This window comes from Rossellomorea sp. GQ25 (genome assembly GCF_059758515.1).
Window position 1 is genome coordinate 1,015,328 of record NZ_JCAXEQ010000002.1, and the last position, 21,292, is coordinate 1,036,619.

Annotated in this window: 16 protein-coding genes; 2 read left to right on the top strand and 14 right to left on the bottom strand. The window is 42.9% G+C overall.

What is annotated here, in order from left to right; all coding sequences use genetic code 11:
• Positions 1-103: 103 nt before the first annotated feature.
• The 10 genes from aceA to AC6CIB_RS10840 all read right to left on the bottom strand — a co-directional run bounded on the left by aceA (position 104) and on the right by AC6CIB_RS10840 (position 15,572).
• Complete coding sequence (aceA, locus tag AC6CIB_RS10795) at positions 104-1,384, bottom strand: isocitrate lyase (protein WP_498280431.1); 1,281 nt, start codon at positions 1,382-1,384, stop codon at positions 104-106.
• A 194-nt stretch (positions 1,385-1,578) separates the two neighbouring features.
• The gene (aceB, locus tag AC6CIB_RS10800; protein ID WP_498280433.1) at positions 1,579-3,171 is read right to left on the bottom strand and encodes a malate synthase A; all 1,593 of its coding nucleotides are present in this window, start codon (positions 3,169-3,171) and stop codon (positions 1,579-1,581) included.
• Positions 3,172-3,444: 273 nt separating this feature from the next.
• Complete coding sequence (gene putP, locus AC6CIB_RS10805) at positions 3,445-4,953, bottom strand: sodium/proline symporter PutP (RefSeq protein ID WP_498280435.1); 1,509 nt, start codon at positions 4,951-4,953, stop codon at positions 3,445-3,447.
• A 952-nt stretch (positions 4,954-5,905) separates the two neighbouring features.
• Positions 5,906-7,057, bottom strand: coding sequence for a CamS family sex pheromone protein (locus tag AC6CIB_RS10810; RefSeq protein ID WP_498280437.1), 1,152 nt, complete (start codon positions 7,055-7,057; stop codon positions 5,906-5,908).
• A 15-nt stretch (positions 7,058-7,072) separates the two neighbouring features.
• A complete protein-coding gene (gene ligA / locus AC6CIB_RS10815; protein WP_498280439.1) occupies positions 7,073-9,079 on the bottom strand; it encodes an NAD-dependent DNA ligase LigA in 2,007 nt (668 codons plus the stop codon).
• A gap of 80 nt (positions 9,080-9,159) precedes the next feature.
• Entirely contained in the window at positions 9,160-11,382 is a 2,223-nt protein-coding gene (gene pcrA / locus AC6CIB_RS10820) for a DNA helicase PcrA (protein ID WP_498280441.1), read from the bottom strand.
• A gap of 84 nt (positions 11,383-11,466) precedes the next feature.
• Entirely contained in the window at positions 11,467-12,153 is a 687-nt protein-coding gene (gene pcrB / locus AC6CIB_RS10825; protein ID WP_498280443.1) for a heptaprenylglyceryl phosphate synthase, read from the bottom strand.
• 269 nt (positions 12,154-12,422) lie between these two features.
• Complete coding sequence (locus tag AC6CIB_RS10830; protein WP_113968493.1) at positions 12,423-12,722, bottom strand: YerC/YecD family TrpR-related protein; 300 nt, start codon at positions 12,720-12,722, stop codon at positions 12,423-12,425.
• A 20-nt stretch (positions 12,723-12,742) separates the two neighbouring features.
• A complete protein-coding gene (locus AC6CIB_RS10835; protein WP_498280445.1) occupies positions 12,743-13,780 on the bottom strand; it encodes a DUF3048 domain-containing protein in 1,038 nt (345 codons plus the stop codon).
• Positions 13,781-13,832: 52 nt separating this feature from the next.
• Positions 13,833-15,572 (bottom strand): adenine deaminase C-terminal domain-containing protein, encoded by a 1,740-nt coding sequence (locus AC6CIB_RS10840; protein ID WP_498280447.1) that lies wholly within the window; start codon positions 15,570-15,572, stop codon positions 13,833-13,835.
• A 125-nt stretch (positions 15,573-15,697) separates the two neighbouring features.
• Between AC6CIB_RS10840 and AC6CIB_RS10845 the strand changes: the two genes are divergently transcribed.
• Both AC6CIB_RS10845 and AC6CIB_RS10850 read left to right on the top strand, forming a co-directional pair.
• On the top strand, positions 15,698-16,147 hold the full coding sequence (locus tag AC6CIB_RS10845; RefSeq protein WP_498280449.1) for a YgaP family membrane protein: 450 nt from the start codon (positions 15,698-15,700) through the stop codon (positions 16,145-16,147).
• Between the two features lie 192 nt (positions 16,148-16,339).
• Positions 16,340-16,429: an EYxxD motif small membrane protein gene (locus tag AC6CIB_RS10850; protein ID WP_348774862.1), complete on the top strand. Its 90-nt coding sequence runs from the start codon at positions 16,340-16,342 to the stop codon at positions 16,427-16,429.
• On the opposite strand, the gene purD is transcribed toward AC6CIB_RS10850, so the two are convergent.
• The 4 genes from purD to purM all read right to left on the bottom strand — a co-directional run bounded on the left by purD (position 16,407) and on the right by purM (position 21,291).
• Positions 16,407-17,681 carry a phosphoribosylamine--glycine ligase gene (purD, locus tag AC6CIB_RS10855; RefSeq protein WP_498280584.1) on the bottom strand — a complete coding sequence of 425 codons (1,275 nt, stop codon included), beginning with the start codon at positions 17,679-17,681 and terminating at the stop codon, positions 16,407-16,409. The genes AC6CIB_RS10850 and purD overlap by 23 nt on opposite strands.
• A gap of 244 nt (positions 17,682-17,925) precedes the next feature.
• Positions 17,926-19,461: a bifunctional phosphoribosylaminoimidazolecarboxamide formyltransferase/IMP cyclohydrolase gene (gene purH, locus AC6CIB_RS10860; protein WP_498280451.1), complete on the bottom strand. Its 1,536-nt coding sequence runs from the start codon at positions 19,459-19,461 to the stop codon at positions 17,926-17,928.
• A gap of 189 nt (positions 19,462-19,650) precedes the next feature.
• Positions 19,651-20,226 (bottom strand): phosphoribosylglycinamide formyltransferase, encoded by a 576-nt coding sequence (gene purN / locus AC6CIB_RS10865; RefSeq protein WP_498280453.1) that lies wholly within the window; start codon positions 20,224-20,226, stop codon positions 19,651-19,653.
• Positions 20,227-20,262: 36 nt separating this feature from the next.
• On the bottom strand, positions 20,263-21,291 hold the full coding sequence (purM, locus tag AC6CIB_RS10870) for a phosphoribosylformylglycinamidine cyclo-ligase (protein ID WP_498280455.1): 1,029 nt from the start codon (positions 21,289-21,291) through the stop codon (positions 20,263-20,265).
• Position 21,292: the final 1 nt, after the last annotated feature.

Below are 21,292 nucleotides of genomic sequence, written 5' to 3' on the forward strand. Positions count from 1 at the left end.
TCGATAGTACTACAAGGAAGCGCCTAAAGAAAGGTCCGTCCCTCGGGGTATAACAACCCCCAAGGGACGGACCTTCATTTATATTTTTATGCAATTGAATTTTTTAGAATTGAGCAGCCTCTGTCGAACCTTTAAGGGCTGTTGTAGAGGATGTTCCCCCCGAGATCACCATCGATACTTCGTCAAAGTAGCCTGTTCCTACTTCGCGCTGATGTCTCGTAGCTGAATAGCCATACTTCTCGCTGGCAAATTCCGCTTCTTGAAGTTGGGAGTATGCAGCCATTCCACGTTCTTTGTATCCTCTGGCAAGCTCGAACATGCTATGGTTCAGTGCGTGGAATCCTGCAAGCGTTACGAACTGGAATTTATAGCCCATTTTCCCAAGCTCCTTTTGGAACTTAGCGATCGTTTCATCGTCCAATTTCTTCTTCCAGTTAAAGGATGGTGAGCAGTTATACGCCAATAATTTCCCTGGATGCTCAGCATGAATTGCCTCAGCAAATTGGCGAGCTTCTTCAAGACTCGGTTCTGATGTTTCACACCAAACAAGATCTGCATAAGGAGCATAAGCCAAGCCTCTTGCAATCGCCTGATCCAAACCGGCCCTTGTACAGAAGAACCCTTCAGGAGTGCGTTCCCCTGTAATGAACTGCGCATCATACGGATCCACATCGCTCGTGATTAAATCTGCAGCATTCGCATCTGTACGGGCTACGATTAATGTTGGTACACCCATTACATCTGCTGCTAGACGTGCTGAAATTAAATTCTTCACGGACGTTTGTGTTGGCAGTAATACTTTACCTCCCAAGTGTCCGCACTTCTTCTCAGAAGAAAGTTGATCTTCAAAGTGGACAGCTGAAGCCCCTGCTTCGACCATACCCTTCATGAGTTCGAAGACATTAAGCTGTCCGCCAAAGCCTGCTTCTGCATCGGCTACAATCGGGACAAACCAATCGATCGATTCATCACCTTCAACATAGTGAACCTGATCAGCACGCTGAAGAGCCTGGTTGATTCTTTTCACGACGGATGGCACAGAGTTCGCAGGGTACAAGCTTTGATCGGGGTACATTTGCCCGGCCAGGTTAGCATCCGCCGCTACCTGCCATCCGCTTAAGTAGATCGCTTTCAGCCCGGCTCTTACTTGTTGGACAGCCTGGTTTCCAGTCAAGGCACCAAGTGCGTTGATGTAGTCTTCTTTGTGAAGCAGATTCCAAAGCTTTTCAGATCCGCGTCGGGCAAGAGTATACTCAATATCAATTGATCCTCTTAAACGAATAACATCCTCAGCTGAATAAGGTCGGGATACCCCCTCCCACCTTTGATCCATCTCCCAATTCTCTAGCAGTGCTTTTACGCGTTCATTATTTGCTGTTACCATTGATAATCTCTCCCTTTTGTTTGTTTTTTGGTTTTGATTCTTGATAAGAAGTACTTTGGTGAATTTATATCTAACCGATGTACAGTAGTTTGAGGTCCGTCCCTCCATTCACTGCAGCGGTCATTCATTAAAGTAATTAGGCTTGAGTATTCAACCATTTTTGCTTTGTTGATGCTTTTTCCAGGTCCGTCCCTTTAAAGGATTCGGTAACCCGGGGTGGTGAGGAAGTCTGTGAATTGTTCGTTTTGGATGAGTTGGTCGAATAGTTGGACAGCTTCCGAGAACCGGCGCTCTTTGTACAGTTGTTCTCCCATTTGGCTTTTGAGTTTGGTTAGTTCTTCTTGCTTTAGTTGTTCATAGAGATCGATGGTGATGTTGCGGCCATCGTCAAGAACTCCTTTTGGATGACGGATCCATTGCCATAGTTGAGCCCGGGAAATTTCAGCCGTTGCCACGTCTTCCATTAAGTTGTGGATCGGTGCTGCTCCTTGGCCGCTCAGCCAGGAAGATATATATTGAATTCCGACGTTAATATTTAAGCGGACACCTTCTTCTGTTATCGTCCCTTGAGGAACTTCAAGAAGATCCTGCTCTGACACTTCGATATCATCTAGTGTTTTCTCTGCAATTTGATTATCATTTTTCATTTCTTGATTGAAAACGTCCATTGCAACAGGTACAAGACCAGGATGAGCTACCCAGGTGCCATCATGACCATCCTGTGCTTCTCTTTCTTTATCTGCTCTCACCTTGTTGAACGCTTCTTCGTTTTTCACAGGATCGTTCTTTACTGGAATTTGTGCCGCCATCCCTCCGATTGCAGCAGCTCCTCTTCTGTGACAGGTCTTAATTGTGAGCAAAGAATACGATCTCATAAAGGGCGTTGTCATCGTGACCGTTGAACGGTCAGGCAGGATAACATCCTCTTGCTCCCGAAGTTTTTTAATATAGCTGAAAATATAATCCCACCTTCCGCAGTTCAACCCTGCTGAATGCTCCTTTAGTTCATAAAGGATTTCATCCATTTCAAATGCCGCTGTGATGGTTTCAATCAGGACCGTTGCTTTGATCGTCCCTTGAGGAATCCCGATAAATTCCTGGGCAAAAATAAACACATCATTCCAGAAGCGCGCTTCCAGGTGACTTTCTAATTTAGGTAAGTAAAAATAAGGGCCTTTGTTCCTTGAGGTTAAATGAGTGGCATTATGAAAAAAGAATAATCCAAAGTCGACAAGGCTTGCTGATATTGATTTCCCATCCAGTTCGATATGTTTCTCTTCCAGATGTAATCCTCTTGGCCGAACAATTAATACGGCATTTTCTTTATTTAATTCATAACGCTTCCCATTTGGATTCGTGAAGTCTATTGTTTGATGTACTGCATCTCTGAGGTTGATTTGTCCTTCTATGAGGTTCGTCCATGTAGGCGAAGTGGCATCTTCAAAACATGCCATAAAACATTTTGCACCAGAGTTCAATGCGTTGATGACCATTTTCCGGTCAACAGGTCCAGTGATCTCTACCCTTCTATCTTGTAAAGCTTGAGGAATCGGACTCACTTTCCATTCACTTTGTCTAATCGATTCTGTTTCAGGTAAGAAGCGAGGAAGCTCTCCTCCATTGATTCGTTCCTGTTGTTCCTCTCTGTTATGTAACAGTTCTTTCCGTTTTTCTCCAAATCGGCGCTCCAGTTGTTCTAAAAACTGCAATGCTTTCTGAGATAAAATTTTATCAAAGCCTGGCTGAAGTTCCCCAGTTACCTTGATACCAACCATTTTTGTAGACATTGAACACCATCACTCCTTAGCAGTATTAAACAAATCTTTATTGTTATAATACAGATTATTTAACATGTTTGTATTATATAACAGAGTATTTGAATTTGGAACAACTTTCTGATAATTTTCTTTCGACAAATTTCGCAATCCTATCTCTGAGGACATGTATCTCAAATTCCCATCTAATGAAAAACAGAAGTTCAAGCCCAACAAAAAAAGAGGTCCGTCCCTTAGCCACTCATAAGTGACGAGGGACGGACCTCTTATCGATACTCTAATTCATTATTTAACGATGTCTTTGGCAACAGCTTCGTCAAATTCAGCTTGAATTTCAGCACTTGGTTGTGGTCCAACCTTACTGAAGATCACGATTGCCAGCATAGCAAGGAAGAATCCTGGAACAATTTCATACAGTTCGAATGGAATAACTCCAGCTGCAGTCAGCTGTTTCCAAACGACGACTGTTACAGCACCAGTGATCATACCAGCTAATGCACCGTTTCGTGTCATACCTTTCCAGTATAGAGACAATAGGATGATTGGTCCGAATGCGGCACCGAATCCACCCCAGGCGTAACTTACCAGATCGAGAATCTTCGTACCACCGCCATTCGCAGGGTTACCTTGAATAGCAAGCATGATCGCGATGAATGCGATTAGAAGCACTCCGATACGACCTACCCATACAAGTTCGTTGTCAGAAGCATTTTTACGGAGGATCGCTTTATAGAAATCCTCCGCTAACGCACTGGAAGAAACAAGTAATTGGGAATCAATTGTACTCATGATAGCAGATAGAATCGCCGCTAACAGAATACCAGATACCCATGGGTTAAATAAGACATCTGTAAAGAAGATAAATACTTTCTCAGAATTATCAACATCACCTGTGATTAATGGCATATCGGCGAAATAGGCGATACCGGAGAAACCGACCAGTACAGCACCAATCATTGATAACGTCATCCAGCTCATACCAATCCAGCGTGCCTTTGGTACATCTTTGGTGGATTTAAGTGCCATAAAGCGAGTGATGATATGCGGCTGACCAAAGTAACCAAGTCCCCAAGCAAGGAGTGAAATGACTCCCATAAGCGTCATCGTATTCATTGTATCAAGATTGGCTGCGTCAACAGAACGAACAGCATCAACTGTAGCATTCCATCCCCCCAGCTCTATGATCGCAACGATTGGTGTAATGATTAACGCAAGGAACATTAGAATACCTTGAACGAAGTCAGTCCAACTTACTGCTAAGAATCCTCCAAGGAATGTGTAAGAAATGATTACTGCAGCACCAATCCAAAGTGATTGATTGTAAGACATTCCGAACGTTTCCTGGAATAATAGCGCTCCGCCTACAAGACCTGAAGATGTGTAGAAGGTAAAGAATACCAAGATGATCACTGCTGAAATGACACGAAGGAGACGGGAACCATCTCTAAAACGATTTTCAAAGAAGTCCGGAACCGTAATAGAATCGTTTGCAACCTCCGTGTAAGCGCGTAGTCTTGAAGCGACGAATCTCCAGTTTAAATAAGCACCAATTACTAACCCAATACTTAACCAAATCGAACCTAAACCAATTGCATAAGCAAGGCCAGGCAGTCCCAGTAACAACCAGGAACTCATATCTGAAGCACCAGCACTTAATGCTGCTACCCCCGGTCCTAAACTACGTCCTCCAAGAACGTAATCCGATAAATTGCTTGTTAATTTGTAAGAAATAATACCGATTGCGAGCATTCCAACTAAATATACGATAAAGGTGACTAAAGTAGCTATATCCATTGTGTAGTTAGCATTCTCCTTTCAATAAATTTGTATTGCTTTTCGTTAGGTGCTTAATCTAACTTTCGATCCATGCCAAAAGACCTTCCGATTTGCAAGTCCAACAGTTCTTTACCCCATGCATACGGGTTGTAAACTTATTCAATCAATAATGTTTGAAAAAGTTCATTCTGCGAAGCGACATTCCGTAACAAGTTCACAACGTTATTATACTAACATACATTTACAACATTTACACACAGAATTTTCTGAATAAACTCACCCGTATGAATAATTATTCATATATAATGCATATATTTTTATGAAAGCGCTTTTTTAGCTATAACTATTCATAAAAATTTATAAAATTAAGTTACTTTTTGTTCACCTATTTGTTTCATTTACTGGTTTCCACTAACGTTAGCATCATTATTTTGCAACAAATGATACATTCATATACATGAAGAAAAGGGTGGGGAATAGAATTTCCTGATTGGCTACTGGAAACTGGTAAATTGTAGCGAATGCAGATCATGTCCTGAGACTCCCCAAGCTTTTATTCGATTACATTTTGTTCTCTAATTCCTTCACTCTTTTATCTAATTTCTTGTTTTCTCCAAGAAGGATCATGACAATTGAGAAAGCTCCTCCAGCTATAACAAGTGCAATAATTTCCATCATTCTTTGCCCCTTTCTTTGTTTTTATTTTATTTATAATCAATGTATAGATTACGGATATCCGTGGCGTTCGGTTTCATTTTTTTGGAATTATCATGAAATACATGACGAAGTTCAAGTTTATCGCTGTTATTCAGATTTATCCCCCTTTATAAGTCATATCAACCTAAGTTTCATTTTATCAAAAAACTTCCATGATATGACATTTATACAAGATTCAACTAATTTCTCGACCACTCTACAATCCTATCTGTAAAAAAAAGAACTAATCTATAAGATTAGTCCTTCTCCTCTTCTATTCATAAATGTGCAAATACGTTTCTTTACTACCAGGCTTTTTCACAATCAGAGCTTCTGGCCCATAGGACGATGACACGAGGAGTTCTACGTCCCAGGTGTCCGGCGTCTGCTTGCTGATCATGCTGGAAAGGTGCTGGGCGAATCCGATGGTTTCAGCTTTTCCTTGGAAGGACAGGGCTACCTCAAATTTCATATTGGACAGTTTCTGGTTTTGATAGAGTGCTTGTCCCGTCAGACCTGTGTAAACAGGAAAGTATTTCTCAATATCCGTTTTCAGCTCGTTAAATACTTTATAATCGTTTGGATGACTTTTTTGAGCTTCCGGAGAAGGGAATAAGTAAAATTCTTCATTAATTCCTTCCCAGTTTTGGATGTTGCTTTCGTTTGCTTCAACGGTTGTGTAGGCGAAGAAGTGACCAGGGACGACCTGTTCTTTTGGAGCCTGTTTATAAAGTGAGATCGTGATGGGAACGTTTTGAAGTTCTTTTTTCTGACGAAGACGTTTGAGGACTTCGTCGGCAATTCTCGCTCCTTGTTCCTTTAAGACTTCATTGCTAATGTTTTTTACTGTTCTTGTTCCAGATGAGAGATTGGTTTCATACTGAACAGAATTCAATGATAGAGCAATTGCCACTCCACCTAGATGGACCTTGTTGTCTTCTTTTTTCATTAAGTAATTATGTTCAATCACATGCGCTAAGTAGATTGGGGCGTTCTCACCTTTTGTCTGGACAGGGTTAAGCCCCACATTCTCAGATTCTTGAAGTCCTTTTTCTTTCAGTTGTTCACTTGTATATTTTCGTTGAAGCCAGCTATCAACTGTTTTCTTTGTGAGGAATTGTCCTTCTTTGAAAAAATATTCATCCGTTGAAAAACGATTTTGGGCTACCCTCAGCAAGCCCGTTTCAATTTCATTGATATCATATCTTGATCCTAAATCATTGACGACGACTCCACGGGTTTTACTCGTTTCATACGGGAGCATCGTCTTATAGTATTCCTTGGATATCTGGAAGCTTGGAATGATCGCTTTTTTTGCTTCGCTATCTTGGTTTTCCTGAACGACCTGATCCTGCTTTTCAAATGTCGGAGCACAACCTCCTAATAACAATAGTGCGGAGAGAGCGACCGAAATCCCTTTTTTCATTACTCGTTACACCTCTTATCGGTTAAGTTCTTCCATCAGCTTGTCCTCATCCCATACTTCGATGTTCAACTCATTGGCTTTCACAAGCTTTGACCCTGCTTCTTCCCCTGCGATGACAAGATCGGTTTTCTTACTCACACTGCCAGTGACTTTTCCACCGAGCATTTCTATCTTTTCTTTTGCTTCATTTCTGCTTAATCGTTCAACTTTTCCGGTTAACACAATGGTTTTCCCTGCAAAATAAGAGTCGACTTCACTTACAACTACCGGCTTCGGTCCTTTGTATTCAAGATTTACACCGGCATCTTTCAGTTCCTGGATCAGTTCTTTTACTTCATCATTTTCAAAATAGGCCACAATGGCATCAGCCATTTTATCACCGATTTCGTTTACATTGGTTAACTCTTCTTTGCCCAAGTTCATTAACTTATCCATTGATCCGAACTCTTGAGCCAATGTTTTCGCCGCTTTTGCTCCAACATGACGGATTCCGAGTCCGAAGAGCAATTTTTCCAGGGAATTGGATTTTGAAGTTTGAATGGCACCCAATAGGTTATCCGCGGATTTTTCACCCATGCGCTCCAGTTGTAGAAGTTGATCACGCTCTAACCGGTACAAGTCTGCCACATCTTCAATCAATTTCTCCCTGAATAATTGACTGATCACCTTTTCTCCCAGACCATCGATGTTCATGGCATTTCGGGATACAAAGTGAATCAGACCTTCCCGAATCTGTGCTGGACATTTAGGGTTGATACAGCGAAGGGCGACTTCCCCTTCAAGTCTGACCAGCTCACTTTCGCATTCAGGACAATGAGTAGGCATATGAAATTCCTGTTCGTCACCCGTCCTCTTGTCTTCTAATACGTTGACCACTTCAGGAATGATGTCACCGGCTTTTTTAATGACGACTTGATCCCCGATTTTAATATCTTTTTCTCTAATAAGATCTTCATTATGAAGGGACGCGCGTTGAACGGTTGTACCAGCGACACGTACAGGCTCCAGTATCGCCGTTGGTGTCACCACGCCGGTACGGCCAACACTCAGTTCAATCTCCTTTAAGACGGTTACCACTTCTTCAGCAGGGAACTTGAATGCAATCGCCCAGCGTGGACTTTTCGCTGTCGTTCCGAGCTGTTCCTGCTGCTCTAATGAATTAACTTTAATCACGATCCCGTCAATGTCATAGGACAGATTCGGACGTTGATCGGTCCATTTGCCGACAAAATCAATGACTTCTTCAATTGTGGCACATTGCTGCCGTTCAGGATTTGTTTTAAATCCGAGACTTTCTAATTTATCTAACCCTTCACTGTGAGAGTCAATCCCTGTATCTCCAATATCCGCTAATGCATATAAGAAGAGATCGAGATTTCGGGATGCTGCGATTTTAGGGTCGAGCTGACGGAGGGAACCTGCAGCTGCATTGCGGGGGTTGGCAAAAGGCTCTTCCCCTTTTTCATCTTTGATTTTATTTAACGCTTCGAAGGAACCTTTAGGCATAAAGGCTTCTCCCCGGACTTCAAAGGAAACCTTTTCAGAAATCTTCAAGGGAATGGAACGGATGGTCTTAAGGTTTGATGTAATATCTTCTCCTATCGATCCATCTCCCCTCGTCGCCCCTTGAGCAAAGACACCATCTTCATAACGAAGAGAAACAGCCAACCCATCGATTTTCAGCTCACATACATAGGAAAAGTCATCTCCAACGGCTTGACGGACACGACGATCAAAGTCACGCAAATCCTCTTCGTTGAAAGCATTCCCCAAGCTGAGCATCGGCGTCCGATGTTCCACTTTTTCAAAGGCGTCCAATATGGCTCCACCAACACGCTGAGAAGGTGAATCAGATGTTTTCAGATCAGGAAATTGATCTTCCAGTTCGATGAGTTCTCTCAGTAGCTGATCATACTCAGAATCGGGAACAGATGGCTTATCAAGAACATGATATTCATAATTATACTCATTTAACAATTCATGTAGTTCGTTTATACGGTTTTCGGCTGATTGTCGATCCATTTCCACAACCCTTTCTTGCTAAATTGATCAGAATGATTGAGTTTAAGCCGGGAGTGGACTTCACTCCCGACTTTAGATTGTTACGCTTTTTCTATAGGTGCGAATTTGGCAAGAAGACGCTTGATGCCCATTGGACTCGGGAACGCAATGTCAAGCTCTACACTGTCTCCGGAGCCTTTCACACTGACAACAGTACCTGTCCCCCACTTCTTATGCTGGGCTTTGTCCCCTACTTGCCATGCAACAGACTCACCACCGGTTGTCGTTTGAACCGGTCGTGAAACAGGCTTGCGCGGGGCAGGACGCGCAGGTGCTTTCGCAGATTTGCCGAAAGGTGTGAAAGCACTCTTCTTTTCTGCCATCACGTCATCCAACAGTTCAGCTGGAATCTCCTGAATGAACCGGGACACAGGGTTCATCTTCGTCTGCCCGAAGAGTGTTCTCATTTGAGCATTTGTTAGATAGAGCTGTTCTTCTGCACGGGTGATTCCTACATAAGCCAGACGGCGTTCTTCTTCCATCTCATCTTCTTCCATAAGGGAACGACTGTGTGGGAAAACCCCTTCCTCCATCCCCATCAGGAATACGATAGGGAACTCAAGACCTTTTGCAGCATGAAGGGTCATCAGAATGACCGAGTCTTTTGGCTGATCATCTTCATCAAGCTTATCGATATCCGCCACGAGTGCCAGATCTGTTAAAAATGCGACAAGACTCTTGTCATCGTTGGATTGTTCGAAACTTTTCGTTACAGACAAGAACTCGTCCAAGTTTTCCAAGCGACTTTGAGACTCAATCGACTTTTCTGCTTTTAACATATCGATGTAACCGGATTTCTCCAGTATTTCTTCTACAAGTTCCGTTACAGAAAGATATTCCTGCATGCCTGTATAACCTTTCACCATTTCCTTAAATTCAATGACGGCTTTCGTTATTTTCGGGCTTAGGCCGATAAAATCCGCTTCTTCTAACGCTCTGAACATGGAGATATCGTGATCCTGTGCATAACGGGCAATTTTATCTATAGAGGTTGCTCCTACGCCCCGCTTCGGAACGTTAATGACACGTATAAGGCTGATGTCATCATCCGGATTCGAGATGAGTCTCAGGTAAGCCAAAATGTCCTTGATCTCTTTACGGTCATAGAACTTGATGCCGCCGACGATGGAGTATTCAATATTCGATTTAAGCAGAACTTCCTCCATCACACGGGACTGGGCGTTTGTTCGATAAAGAATGGCGAAATCGGAATATTTCCTCTTACCGTTTTCAGTCATTTCTTTGATTTTACCTGTCACAAATTGGGCTTCGGTCTGCTCGGTATCCGCTCTGAAATACGAAATCTTTTCACCGTCATGATTTTCTGTCCAAAGATTCTTTGGTTTACGGTTCGAGTTCTTTTGGATTACTTCATTCGCCGCCTGCAGGATCCTCTTCGTTGAACGATAGTTTTGTTCAAGGAAAATAACGGTTGCTCTTGGATAATCCTTTTCAAAGGAAAGGATATTGGCAATGTCCGCTCCGCGCCAGCGATAAATCGATTGATCGGAATCCCCGACTACACACAAGTTCTGAAAGCGGGAAGCCAACAATTTAACGAGCATATATTGAGCTCTGTTCGTATCCTGATACTCATCAACATGAATGTATTGGAACTTCCTTTGATAAAACTCCAGGACTTCCGGTACGCGCTGAAACAGTTGAATCGTCGTCATGATGAGATCATCAAAATCCAACGCCTGATTCTTACGTAAACGCTTCTGATATTCTGTGTACACATCAGAGACAACTTGATCGTAATATCCCCCTACCTGTTTGGATAATTCTTCGGGAGTCGTCAGCTCATTCTTCGCAGAGCTGATGGATCCCAAAAGCGAACGGGGATCAAATTTTTTCGGATCAATATTCTTTTCCTTTAAAATCGCTTTGATCACCGACTGCTGATCAGTAGAATCAAGGATCGTAAAATTACGGTTCATCCCGATGCGATCAATATCACGTCTCAGGATTCGCACACACATGCTGTGGAAGGTTGAGATCCAAATGTTCTCAGAAGCCCCGCCCAGAATGTTATGAATACGATCCTTCATCTCTCTCGCTGCTTTATTTGTAAAGGTAATCGCTAATATGTTATATGGATTGACCCCTTTTTCTACCATTAGATACGCTATTCGATGCGTCAATACTCTTGTCTTACCGGAGCCTGCCCCTGCCATAATCAATAAAGGCCCTTCTGTCGCCTTCACAGCTTCTGCCTGCTCCGGATTCATTCCATTCAACAATCGATCAGTCAAAAATTGCATACTCTCACACCACCATAACGAACGTACGTTCTATATTTATATTTCCATTATATCCTACTTAGGGACGGACCTCCAGTTTAATCCTTATCCCTTCACTGCTTTTACTGTTTTTAACGCTTCTTTCAAATTATCATATACAGCATTTCCTACAACGACAACATCTGACACTGCAGCCATTTCCTTCGCCTGCTGGACGGATTTAATGCCACCACCGTAGAATAATGTTGTGTTTTCCAGTGAATCTCTTACCTCTTTCACCGTTTCAACATCCCCATATGTACCACTGTACTCCAGGTAAAAGATTGGCAGGTTGAACATTCTTTCTGCCATCATGGCATATGCTGCCGCGTCTTCACTTGAAATCTCTGTATCGGCCTCCGTAACCTGTGCCGCCTTACAGTCTTTGTTTAATATACAATATCCTTCTACAAGGATTTCATCCCAATTCATGATTTCCCCATATTCCTTTACAGCCTGGTGATGCAATCCTGTCACCCAGTTCATGTTCGAGCTGTTCATCACCATCGGAATGAAATATAAATCGAAGCCCGGAGTAATCGACTCCAAATTAGATACCTCCAGAATACAAGGAACAGTATATCGTCTCACTCGTGCCATCAAATCAAGAACCTTTTCAAGGGTTACACCGTCCGTTCCCCCTACAATAATGGCGTCTGTCCCTGATTCACATACAGCTTCTAAATCTCCATCATCGATTGTCTTATTCGGATCTAGTTTAAATACATGGCTCCACTTTTGGACATCATACATGCTTTGTTCCTCCATTCATACATCCATCTCACGTATTATATCATTTGTGGGAAGGTGTCGCATTACCTCATCACTACAAAAGCGTAGGGGCTTTGCCCAGAGGCGACAAGCATAAGGCGAACCTGCCGGAAAGGCGCTCTTTGCCTTTTTGGCAAGTTCACTTATGACCTCGAGCCTCTAAGCCCCGGAGCTAGAAGACATCTTTCATAGACCAATCAATCCCCCACAAAAACAAAGACCGCTCATCATGACGACAGCGGTCCCTTCTATTATTTTTCTTCTTGATGCACACGATCCAATACCAGCTCGTAGGCATCATTTCCATAGTTTAAGCAACGCTTTACACGGGAAATGGTTGCAGTGCTTGCACCTGTTTCTGTTTCAATCTTATGATATGTTTTCCCATCTTGCAGCATACGAGCTACTTCAAGGCGCTGAGCAAGAGATTGAATTTCATTGATTGTGCAAAGGTCATCGAAGAAACGATAACACTCTTCAAGATCTTGTAGAGATAAAACAGCATTGAATAATTGATCTAGCTCCTTGCCTCTTAGTTTATTTATTTGCATAAAAAGACTCCTTTTTCCATCTATTCTTGATTTGATACCGACCCCGCCAAGCCTGGAGAACTTGGAATGATATTGATCCACGTAGATCCTTTTCGCAAACTGACAGGTTTATTATTTTCAAAAGGTAGAATTCTACCATCTACGTTCCTCCACTGAACTTCCCGGAGTTTTCCTTCTTGAATCAAGTACGCATTCCCGCCGGATTCAAAATCAATGTTTCGTCTGCCTGCATCGTCGACTATTTTATGAGACGCTTCCACTATTAAGAGATTTTCTACTAAAACAGGGTCTTTGGAATCGTAATCGATGGTCTGTTCACCATTTGAAAAACGCTCGTATTTACCCTTTTCTTCGTTGAAATCATACACTACGTTAAACAGAGGATTATTGTTATATGAAATCATGACAGATTGGGATGCTTCTCCGCTTACCGGCCCTTTATCACTAAAGTTTAATGCTTCCGGCGGACGTTCCATATCAAAGTCGTTCTGCTCCGCTCCCTCTTTGATATGCTCAAAGGAGATATAGGAATTATGAGGAGCCTTACGGAAGTTTGCACGCTTAAACAGCGTTCCATCATATTTCATGCCGTTTAAATTGTCAATGAAACCGTTAGTCAGCATTTCCTGTGCTTCTGGACTATATCCATGGGCAACATATAGACTATCATATCCTTTGGCAAGCTCTACATAGTAATCTCTGGCACTTCGTACAGGACCGATCTCTTTAGGCTTTTGGCTTTGGTATATAGCCAGGAATCGAGTGACATCCCCTTCTGCCAGGACTTCATACACAATGTCTGCTTTTGAAAGGCCTGATTGGGGACGTGCCTTCGGGTGATTATTCACCATAACAGCAACCGCTCGCGCCATGGATTCTTCCTCTTGTACCTCACCTGTTAACGGTGATTGGTTTTTCTCTTCCGTTTCTACGCCTGACTCCTCTTTCACAACTGGAGTTGCTGCTTCTTTATCAGATTCTTTCTTTATCTCTTTATCTGAACTACATGCGACAAGTGTAAACGAGCTTAAAGCAATGATCAAAGCTCTTTTTAGCATGTTATTAGACACCCCTATTTTATAGAAATCCTTTTCCCTACACTTTACTATTTTAACGCATTATCGTTGGAAAGAGTACCGTTTTCTTCATTACATCATAGATTCCCTTTTGTGTCATCCGTATATAAGGAAGGTGAGTGGACTGAAGGAATAGCAATGTATAAATGGGATCCGAAAAGCGATAGCCCCTTTCTTTTAACAAACCTTTAAGTGTTTTTTCTTCCTCAATTAGCTCCGGCATTTCTTTATGAGAGAGCAGGCCGCTTAATGGAAGTGGTATTTCGTGAAGGACTTCACCCTTCTCCGTCAAAACAATTCCGCCTCCGATTTCCTTCATTCTTTTAAAGGCAGCAATCATATCTGACTTGTTTTTTCCAATTAAGATGATGTCCCCTGTATTCGAATAGGAAGAAGCAAAGCCCATGACACCCGTTGAGAATCCTTTAATCATTGTGCTGATTCTCCATTCTCCCTTTCGATCCAGAAGCATGAGGAACGATTGATCATGATCAAGATCTAGCTCCTCCGTAGATGGATTGATAGATATGGAATAAGGCTTGGTGATGACATCGTTCACCATTTCAATTCCGAAAGGCATGGAAAACTGGAGGTCATCGTAGCCTATTTCCCAATTCAAGGATAATGGTTTAAATCCGTTTGTTTCCCAATTTATCTCTATGGAATCTTCTATTTGCTCACCATCTCTACGTACCCACTCCCCTTTTGAGAGAACGGAAATCGGAGTTGGGTCATCAATTGCCGAAAGGAAGTTAATATTAGCCACTCTGCCTGTAGCGATCATCCCATGCAAATGAGTGATGTGATAATAATTGGCGACGTTGTAGCTAGCCATATTATATGCTTCGATTGAGGGTATGCCCTTATCAATCGCCATTTTTATCATGAAATCCAATACACCTTGTTCATAAAAGCCTGGTGTCGATCCGTCCGTTGTAAACAGCAAGGAATCATACGAATCTATGCCTTTTTCTTTTAACCCGTCTAAAAGGACCGGCAAATCAGGTCGGATGGAGGAGTGACGCAATGTGACGGTCAGCCCTTGAATAAGCCGCTTATAGACATCTTCACCCGTCATGGCTTCATGATCACCATCAATTCCTAATAAGCGAAGCTTGGCAATGGTTTTGTCAGATGCTCCCGGCAGATGCCCTTCAACGATTTTGCCCATTCTTTTTGCTTCCTGCATCCAATGGAGAATCAGGTCATCGCCCTGAAGCAGCCTCGGCCAAGCTGTCAATTCTCCTCCTTGGAGCACAGAGTCATGTTCCAACCATGATTTCACTTCACCATTTGAAAAGGTTACCTCTTCATTCGCCATCTCCGTTTGAGAATCGAATCTTGTCCACCAATACATAGTGACGGGCATTTTATTAAACTCTCCCAATAAAGAAAACGCTTTCTTTTTTTCCAATTGTAAAAACATCATTAGGTTATCATTTACGAATGTCGTTGTACCAGTTTGGGATGCATACTTGGAAAAAGATTGGGGATTATAAAGCTGAAACGGATGTACATGCGGTTCGATATATCCGGGAACGAGGTACTGTGAGTCACAGTCCACTATTTCGCATTTCTCAAGGTTTTCCGGGAGCTGATCGCCTGTATAGACAATTCGATCACGGTAAACCCAAATGTGTCCCTGCACCCATTTCTTTAGAGTCGAGTGAAGGTACGTTGCATTCTTTAAAAGAAGGCTCGGAGATATTTCTCCGTTCAGTACTTGTACATGTTCTCGTAGTTGTTTGTTCTTCCATCTGTAGCGCTGTTCCAATGTGAACACTCCTCTAGTGGAATGGTATTAGTTTAAGTTTCATTTTATGTTAACATATTTTACTATTTAACGCATTAACGGTTTACAACAATTATGTGAATTTTCTATTAAGGAGGAGTTTACAAATGAAAGTATCATCAAACATCGGGATTATCAATGCCCTTATCCGCATCACCGTTGGTTTCACGATTCTAGCTTGGAGCACATCCAAGCTTGCGAGACGCCCTTGGAGAGACTCTTATCTCGTGATGGCTGTGATTGGTGCCATGAAAGTAGGAGAAGGAATTCTTCGCTACTGCCCTATTACAGCCCTATTTGAAAAAGGCGCAGATGGAAATGGCGGAAGCGGTGGATTTGGCGGTTTCAAAGCGAAGGATATGATGAACTTTAAAGACATGCTGAAATCCGACAAATCAACAGATCACAAAGATCACCACCCAACAAACGAACACAAACAAGACCCCCTGGACAATACAAAAAAAGAATCCAACTTCAATCCCGAAGAACTCACCAACAAAGAAGTCCAGGCAGCATTAAATGGGGACAACAAGGAAGGGACGGACCTTCTTTCTTAAGAATATTGGGATATAAGGGAAGACCATTCCCTCCCTTTCATCTATATTAAAGGCATTTTACCTGATTTGAATTCTGCTAATAGCAAGAGTGCCAAGGTCCGTCCCTCAAATGGGGTTAGACCTGGCACTCATGATTAATCTATTTTTTAATAAAGGAGTTGCTCATTTATGTTTTGGGAATATTTAATGGATATGTCGTATGTGTTGTTTTCCCTGATTGGCGGCATTATTGCCATTGCTTTTGTTTATGTTCGCAGAACTAGGAAGAGACGTGTTCGATAGCTTTCTTCCCGATATCTCTTCTGTAGAACAACCCATTCCAATCCACCTTATCTAATTCTTTATACACTTTAGCCTGCGCTTTTTCCACAGAAGCTGCAGAAGAAGCTACAAGTAACACTCTCCCACCATTTGAAACAAGGGCAGCTTCATCATTCTGCTCGGTTCCAGCATGGTATACAAGGGTTTCTTCATCCATTGACTCTTCAAGGTTCGGAAGGGCGATTCCTTTTGCGTAATGACCTGGATAGCCATCAGCCGCTAATACAACTCCAAGAACAGCATCTTGTGACCATTCTAATTGCACAGGCTTCCCTTCAATCATGTTCTTCACAACAAGACCAAAGTCAGAAGTCAAACGCGGCAGTACGACCTGTGTTTCCGGATCGCCAAATCGTGCATTAAACTCGATTACCTTTGGACCTTCATTTGTGAGCATCAGACCTGCGTAAAGTATGCCGGTAAAGGAGCGATTTTCCTTTACCATCGCTTTAGCCGTCGGATACAGAACAGTTGAAATCGCTTCTTGCACGACATCGTCCGAAATATGAGGTACCGGAGAATACGCCCCCATTCCGCCTGTATTCGGTCCCTGATCTCCATCAAAAGCACGCTTATGGTCCTGTGCAATCACCATCGGATAAACGGATTCACCATGTACAAAGGCCATCAAAGAAAACTCTTCCCCAAACAGACACTCTTCCACTACCACTTTAGAAGAAGCATCACCAAACTTTTCATCAAGAAGCATTTCTTCCAATGCACTGATTGCTTCTTCTTCGGTTTCAGCAACCACGACGCCCTTGCCTGCAGCTAATCCATCCGCCTTCACAACAATCGGGGCACCAACTTCTTTTACATATTCGATTGCTTTCTCAACGCTTGTGAACACTTCATATTTAGCCGTTGGAATATTATACTCTTTCATTAATTCTTTAGAGAACGATTTGCTTCCTTCTATGATGGCCGCTTCTTTGGTCGGTCCAAATATGTGCAGGCCCTCTTCCTGGAAGCGATTTACGATACCATCCAATAATGGATTTTCAGGACCTACAAAGGTATAAGCGATATGCTCTTTTTTAGCAAAAGCAATGAGATCATTCACATCGGATTCACTGTATGGAAGATTCGTCGCAACGCTTGCAATACCTGCATTTCCGGGTGCACAGAACACCTCTGTCACACTTTCACTTTCCGCTAACTTCTTACATATCGCATGCTCGCGACCACCACGACCGATAACTAGTACTTTCATCATGAAAAGCCCCCTTTTTAAGAAAAACCTCTCCTACCTGAGCTAAAGATGAGGAGAGGTTGTATGGAATGGATCTATTTTAGTGAGGTGTTGGGATTGGAGATGTCTATCGTTCTGGTGGAGGTCTGTCCCCCCCAAACCTGCTCTGACTAATCACCCAGAACCCAACATATTCCTTCCCCACAAGGTTCAAACGGTAATTTCACAAAAAACCCTCTGTATGTTGGAAGTCCGTCCCTCAAATTTAATGCTTGAAGTGACGGATTCCGGTAAAGACCATGGTGATGCCGTGTTGGTCGGCTTTTTTGATGGAGTCTTCGTCCCGGATGGAGCCTCCTGGCTGGATGATGGCTGTTACGCCTGCTTTGGCTGCTGCTTCTACGGTGTCGTCCATTGGGAAGAATGCATCGGAGGCCATTGCTGCTCCTTTTGCTTTTTCGCCTGCTTGCTCCAGAGCAATGTTTGCAGCTCCTACGCGGTTCATTTGTCCTGCCCCGACTCCCACCGTCATGTGAGCATCCGTTACAACGATTGCGTTGGATTTCACGTGCTTCACAACTTTCCAACCTAATTTCATGCTTGCCCACTCTTCTTCTGTCGGCTCACGTTTTGTTACCACTCTCAGATCAGCATCATCAAGGCTAAATGTGTCATCCGCCTGAACAAGCAATCCACCTTCAACGGTTGTTAATTTACGTTCAATTTTATTTGTGGATTCAAATGGAACCGTTAATAAACGGATATTCTTCTTGCTTGAAAGAATTTCAAATGCTTCATCGCTAAAAGCAGGAGCAATGACGATCTCCAAGAAAATTTCATGCAGCTGCTTTGCTGTTTCTTCATCCACGATACGATTAAGTGCTGCGATCCCACCGAAAATAGATGTAGAATCCGCTTCATAGGCTTTAGAAAAAGCTTCATTAATCGTAGTACCTACTCCAACACCACATGGATTCATATGCTTGACTGCTACAGCAGCTGGTTCAGTAAATTCTTTCACAATTTGAAGTGCCGCATTCGCGTCATTGATATTATTATAAGAGAGCTCTTTTCCGTGAAGCTGTCTTGCCATGGCTACAGAGAATTCAGAGCCAAGTGGTGCACGGTAGAAAGAAGCTTGCTGATGAGGGTTTTCCCCATAGCGCAGTGTTTGTTTTAACTCGTACGTTCTTGTAAAACGCTCAGGATTTTCTTCCCCTGAAATGTCTGTCATATATTCAGCAATGAACGCATCGTAAGCAGCTGTATGACGGAACACTTTAGCCGCCAGCTTACGGCGTTTTTCTAATGATAATTCCCCTTGAACCTTCAACTCCGCAATGACTTCATCATAGTCTAACGCATCGACTACCACCGTTACGTATTGATGATTTTTCGCTGCCGCTCGCAGCATCGTTGGACCGCCGATATCGATATTTTCAATTGCTTCCTCTACACCGACATTTGGCTTAGCAATGGTTTGTTGAAATGGATAAAGGTTGACACACACCAGGTCGATTCCTTCGATCCCTTGTTCCTGAAGCTGCCTGCGATGGCTTTCTTCACCGCGTTTCGCGAGTAGTCCACCGTGGATATTGGGGTGAAGTGTTTTAACGCGTCCCTCTAGTATTTCCGGGAAACCTGTTACTTCTTCTACTCCCATCACTTCCACGTCACTTTCCAGAAGGAGCTTCTTTGTTCCACCTGTCGAAAGGATTTCGTACCCAAGTGACTTTAATTCTTTAGCAAATTCGATTACTCCGCTTTTATCTGAAACACTGATTAATGCTCTCTTTTTCAATGTCTGATCCTCCTCTGCCTGCTGTAATGCTGATTTTATTTCATTATTTTGTTGAATTGGAGATGGGTTTGAGGGTTTTCATAAGATTTTTATGGGTGGAAAGACTCCACCTATTACTTATAATGAACTCAAACCCAAGGTCCGTCCCTCACCACTCTACCACAATAAAGCAGCAACCTCTCCCTGGCTTTAGTAACCCGTAGTAAGGAAGAGGTGATTCAGGGTGGTTGGATACAGGTGGTGTTCGACGTGCTGGATTTTGTCCTGGAGTGACTGTTTGGTTTCACCTGTTGTGACCCGTACGATTTCCTGTGCAATGATTTCGCCTGTATCCATTCCGGCGTCTACATAGTGAACGGTGACTCCGGTGATTTTCACTCCTCCATCGATGGCTTGCCCAATGGCATCTTTTCCTGGAAAGGAAGGGAGAAGAGAAGGGTGGATATTCACAATCCGTCCTCCGAAGCTTTCCAGTAAAGTGGGACCAATCAACCTCATATACCCTGCTAATACAATAAAATCAACACCCAAATGAGCCAGCTCATTTAGGATTTCCTGTTCAAATGCATGCTTGTTTTCGTAATCTTTTGCACGGAAGACGAAAGTCTGAATCCCTGCTGATTGAGCGCGGTGAATAACAAAAGCGCCCGGCTGGTCACATACAAGAAGTTTAATATTCGCTTTCAGTGTTCCACCTTGAACAGCATCTACCAATGCTTGAAAATTACTTCCGCTTCCTGATGCAAAAATGGCAATCTGTCTCATGACTCGCCCCCGTTATTGACTTGCTCACCCTTCATTTCAACGAACGAAACGTACTCCATTTCCAGTGGTCACACGTCCGATGATAAAGGCTTCTTCTCCCTGTTCGTTGAAAAATTGAAGAATGTCTTCTGCTTCCTTTTCTTCAACCGCTAACACAAATCCAATTCCCATGTTGAAAATGTTGTACATTTCGCTGCGGGGAATTTCCCCATAGTGCTCAAGGGCAGTGAAAATGCTTGGAATATCCCAGCTACCTTCTGTAATGTCTGCTTGCAAATGATCCGGCAGCATACGGGGGATATTTTCAATGAAGCCACCGCCTGTAATATGGGACATACCCTTGATGGAGAATTGTTTCAGTGCCGCTAATACTGGTTTCACGTAAATCTTGGTTGGTGTAAGTAATGCTTCTTTTAATGTGGTCCCGACTTCTGGTAATGATTCTTCCAAAGAGAACGACTGATCTTCAAAGAATACTTTTCGTACTAAAGAGTATCCATTACTGTGTATACCACTGGAACCCAGTCCGACTAACACATTTCCTTCAGAAATTTTTTCACCTGTAATGATCTCTTTTTTTTCACAAGCCCCTACTGCAAAGCCGGCGATATCATATTCTTCTTCTGAATACATACCAGGCATTTCAGCGGTTTCGCCTCCGATTAAAGCGCAGCCCGCCATATCGCATCCGTCCGCAATACCCTTTACTATACCTTCTATCTTCTCAGGAAGTGCTTTTCCAGTCGCTATATAGTCTAAGAAATACAGTGGTTCCGCTCCTTGAACGACAATGTCATTCACACACATGGCCACACAATCGATCCCGATCGTATCGTGTTTGTCTGCCATGAACGCAAGCTTTAGCTTCGTTCCGACTCCGTCTGTACCTGATACAAGAACAGGCTCTTTTAAATTCAAAGAAGATAAATCAAACATTCCGCCAAAGCTGCCTAATTGACCAAGAACCCCTTGTCGAGCTGTTCTTTTCACATGCTTTTTGATGCGGTCGACGGATTCGTATCCCGCTTCTATATCTACTCCTGCTTGACGATACGCGTTTGCCATC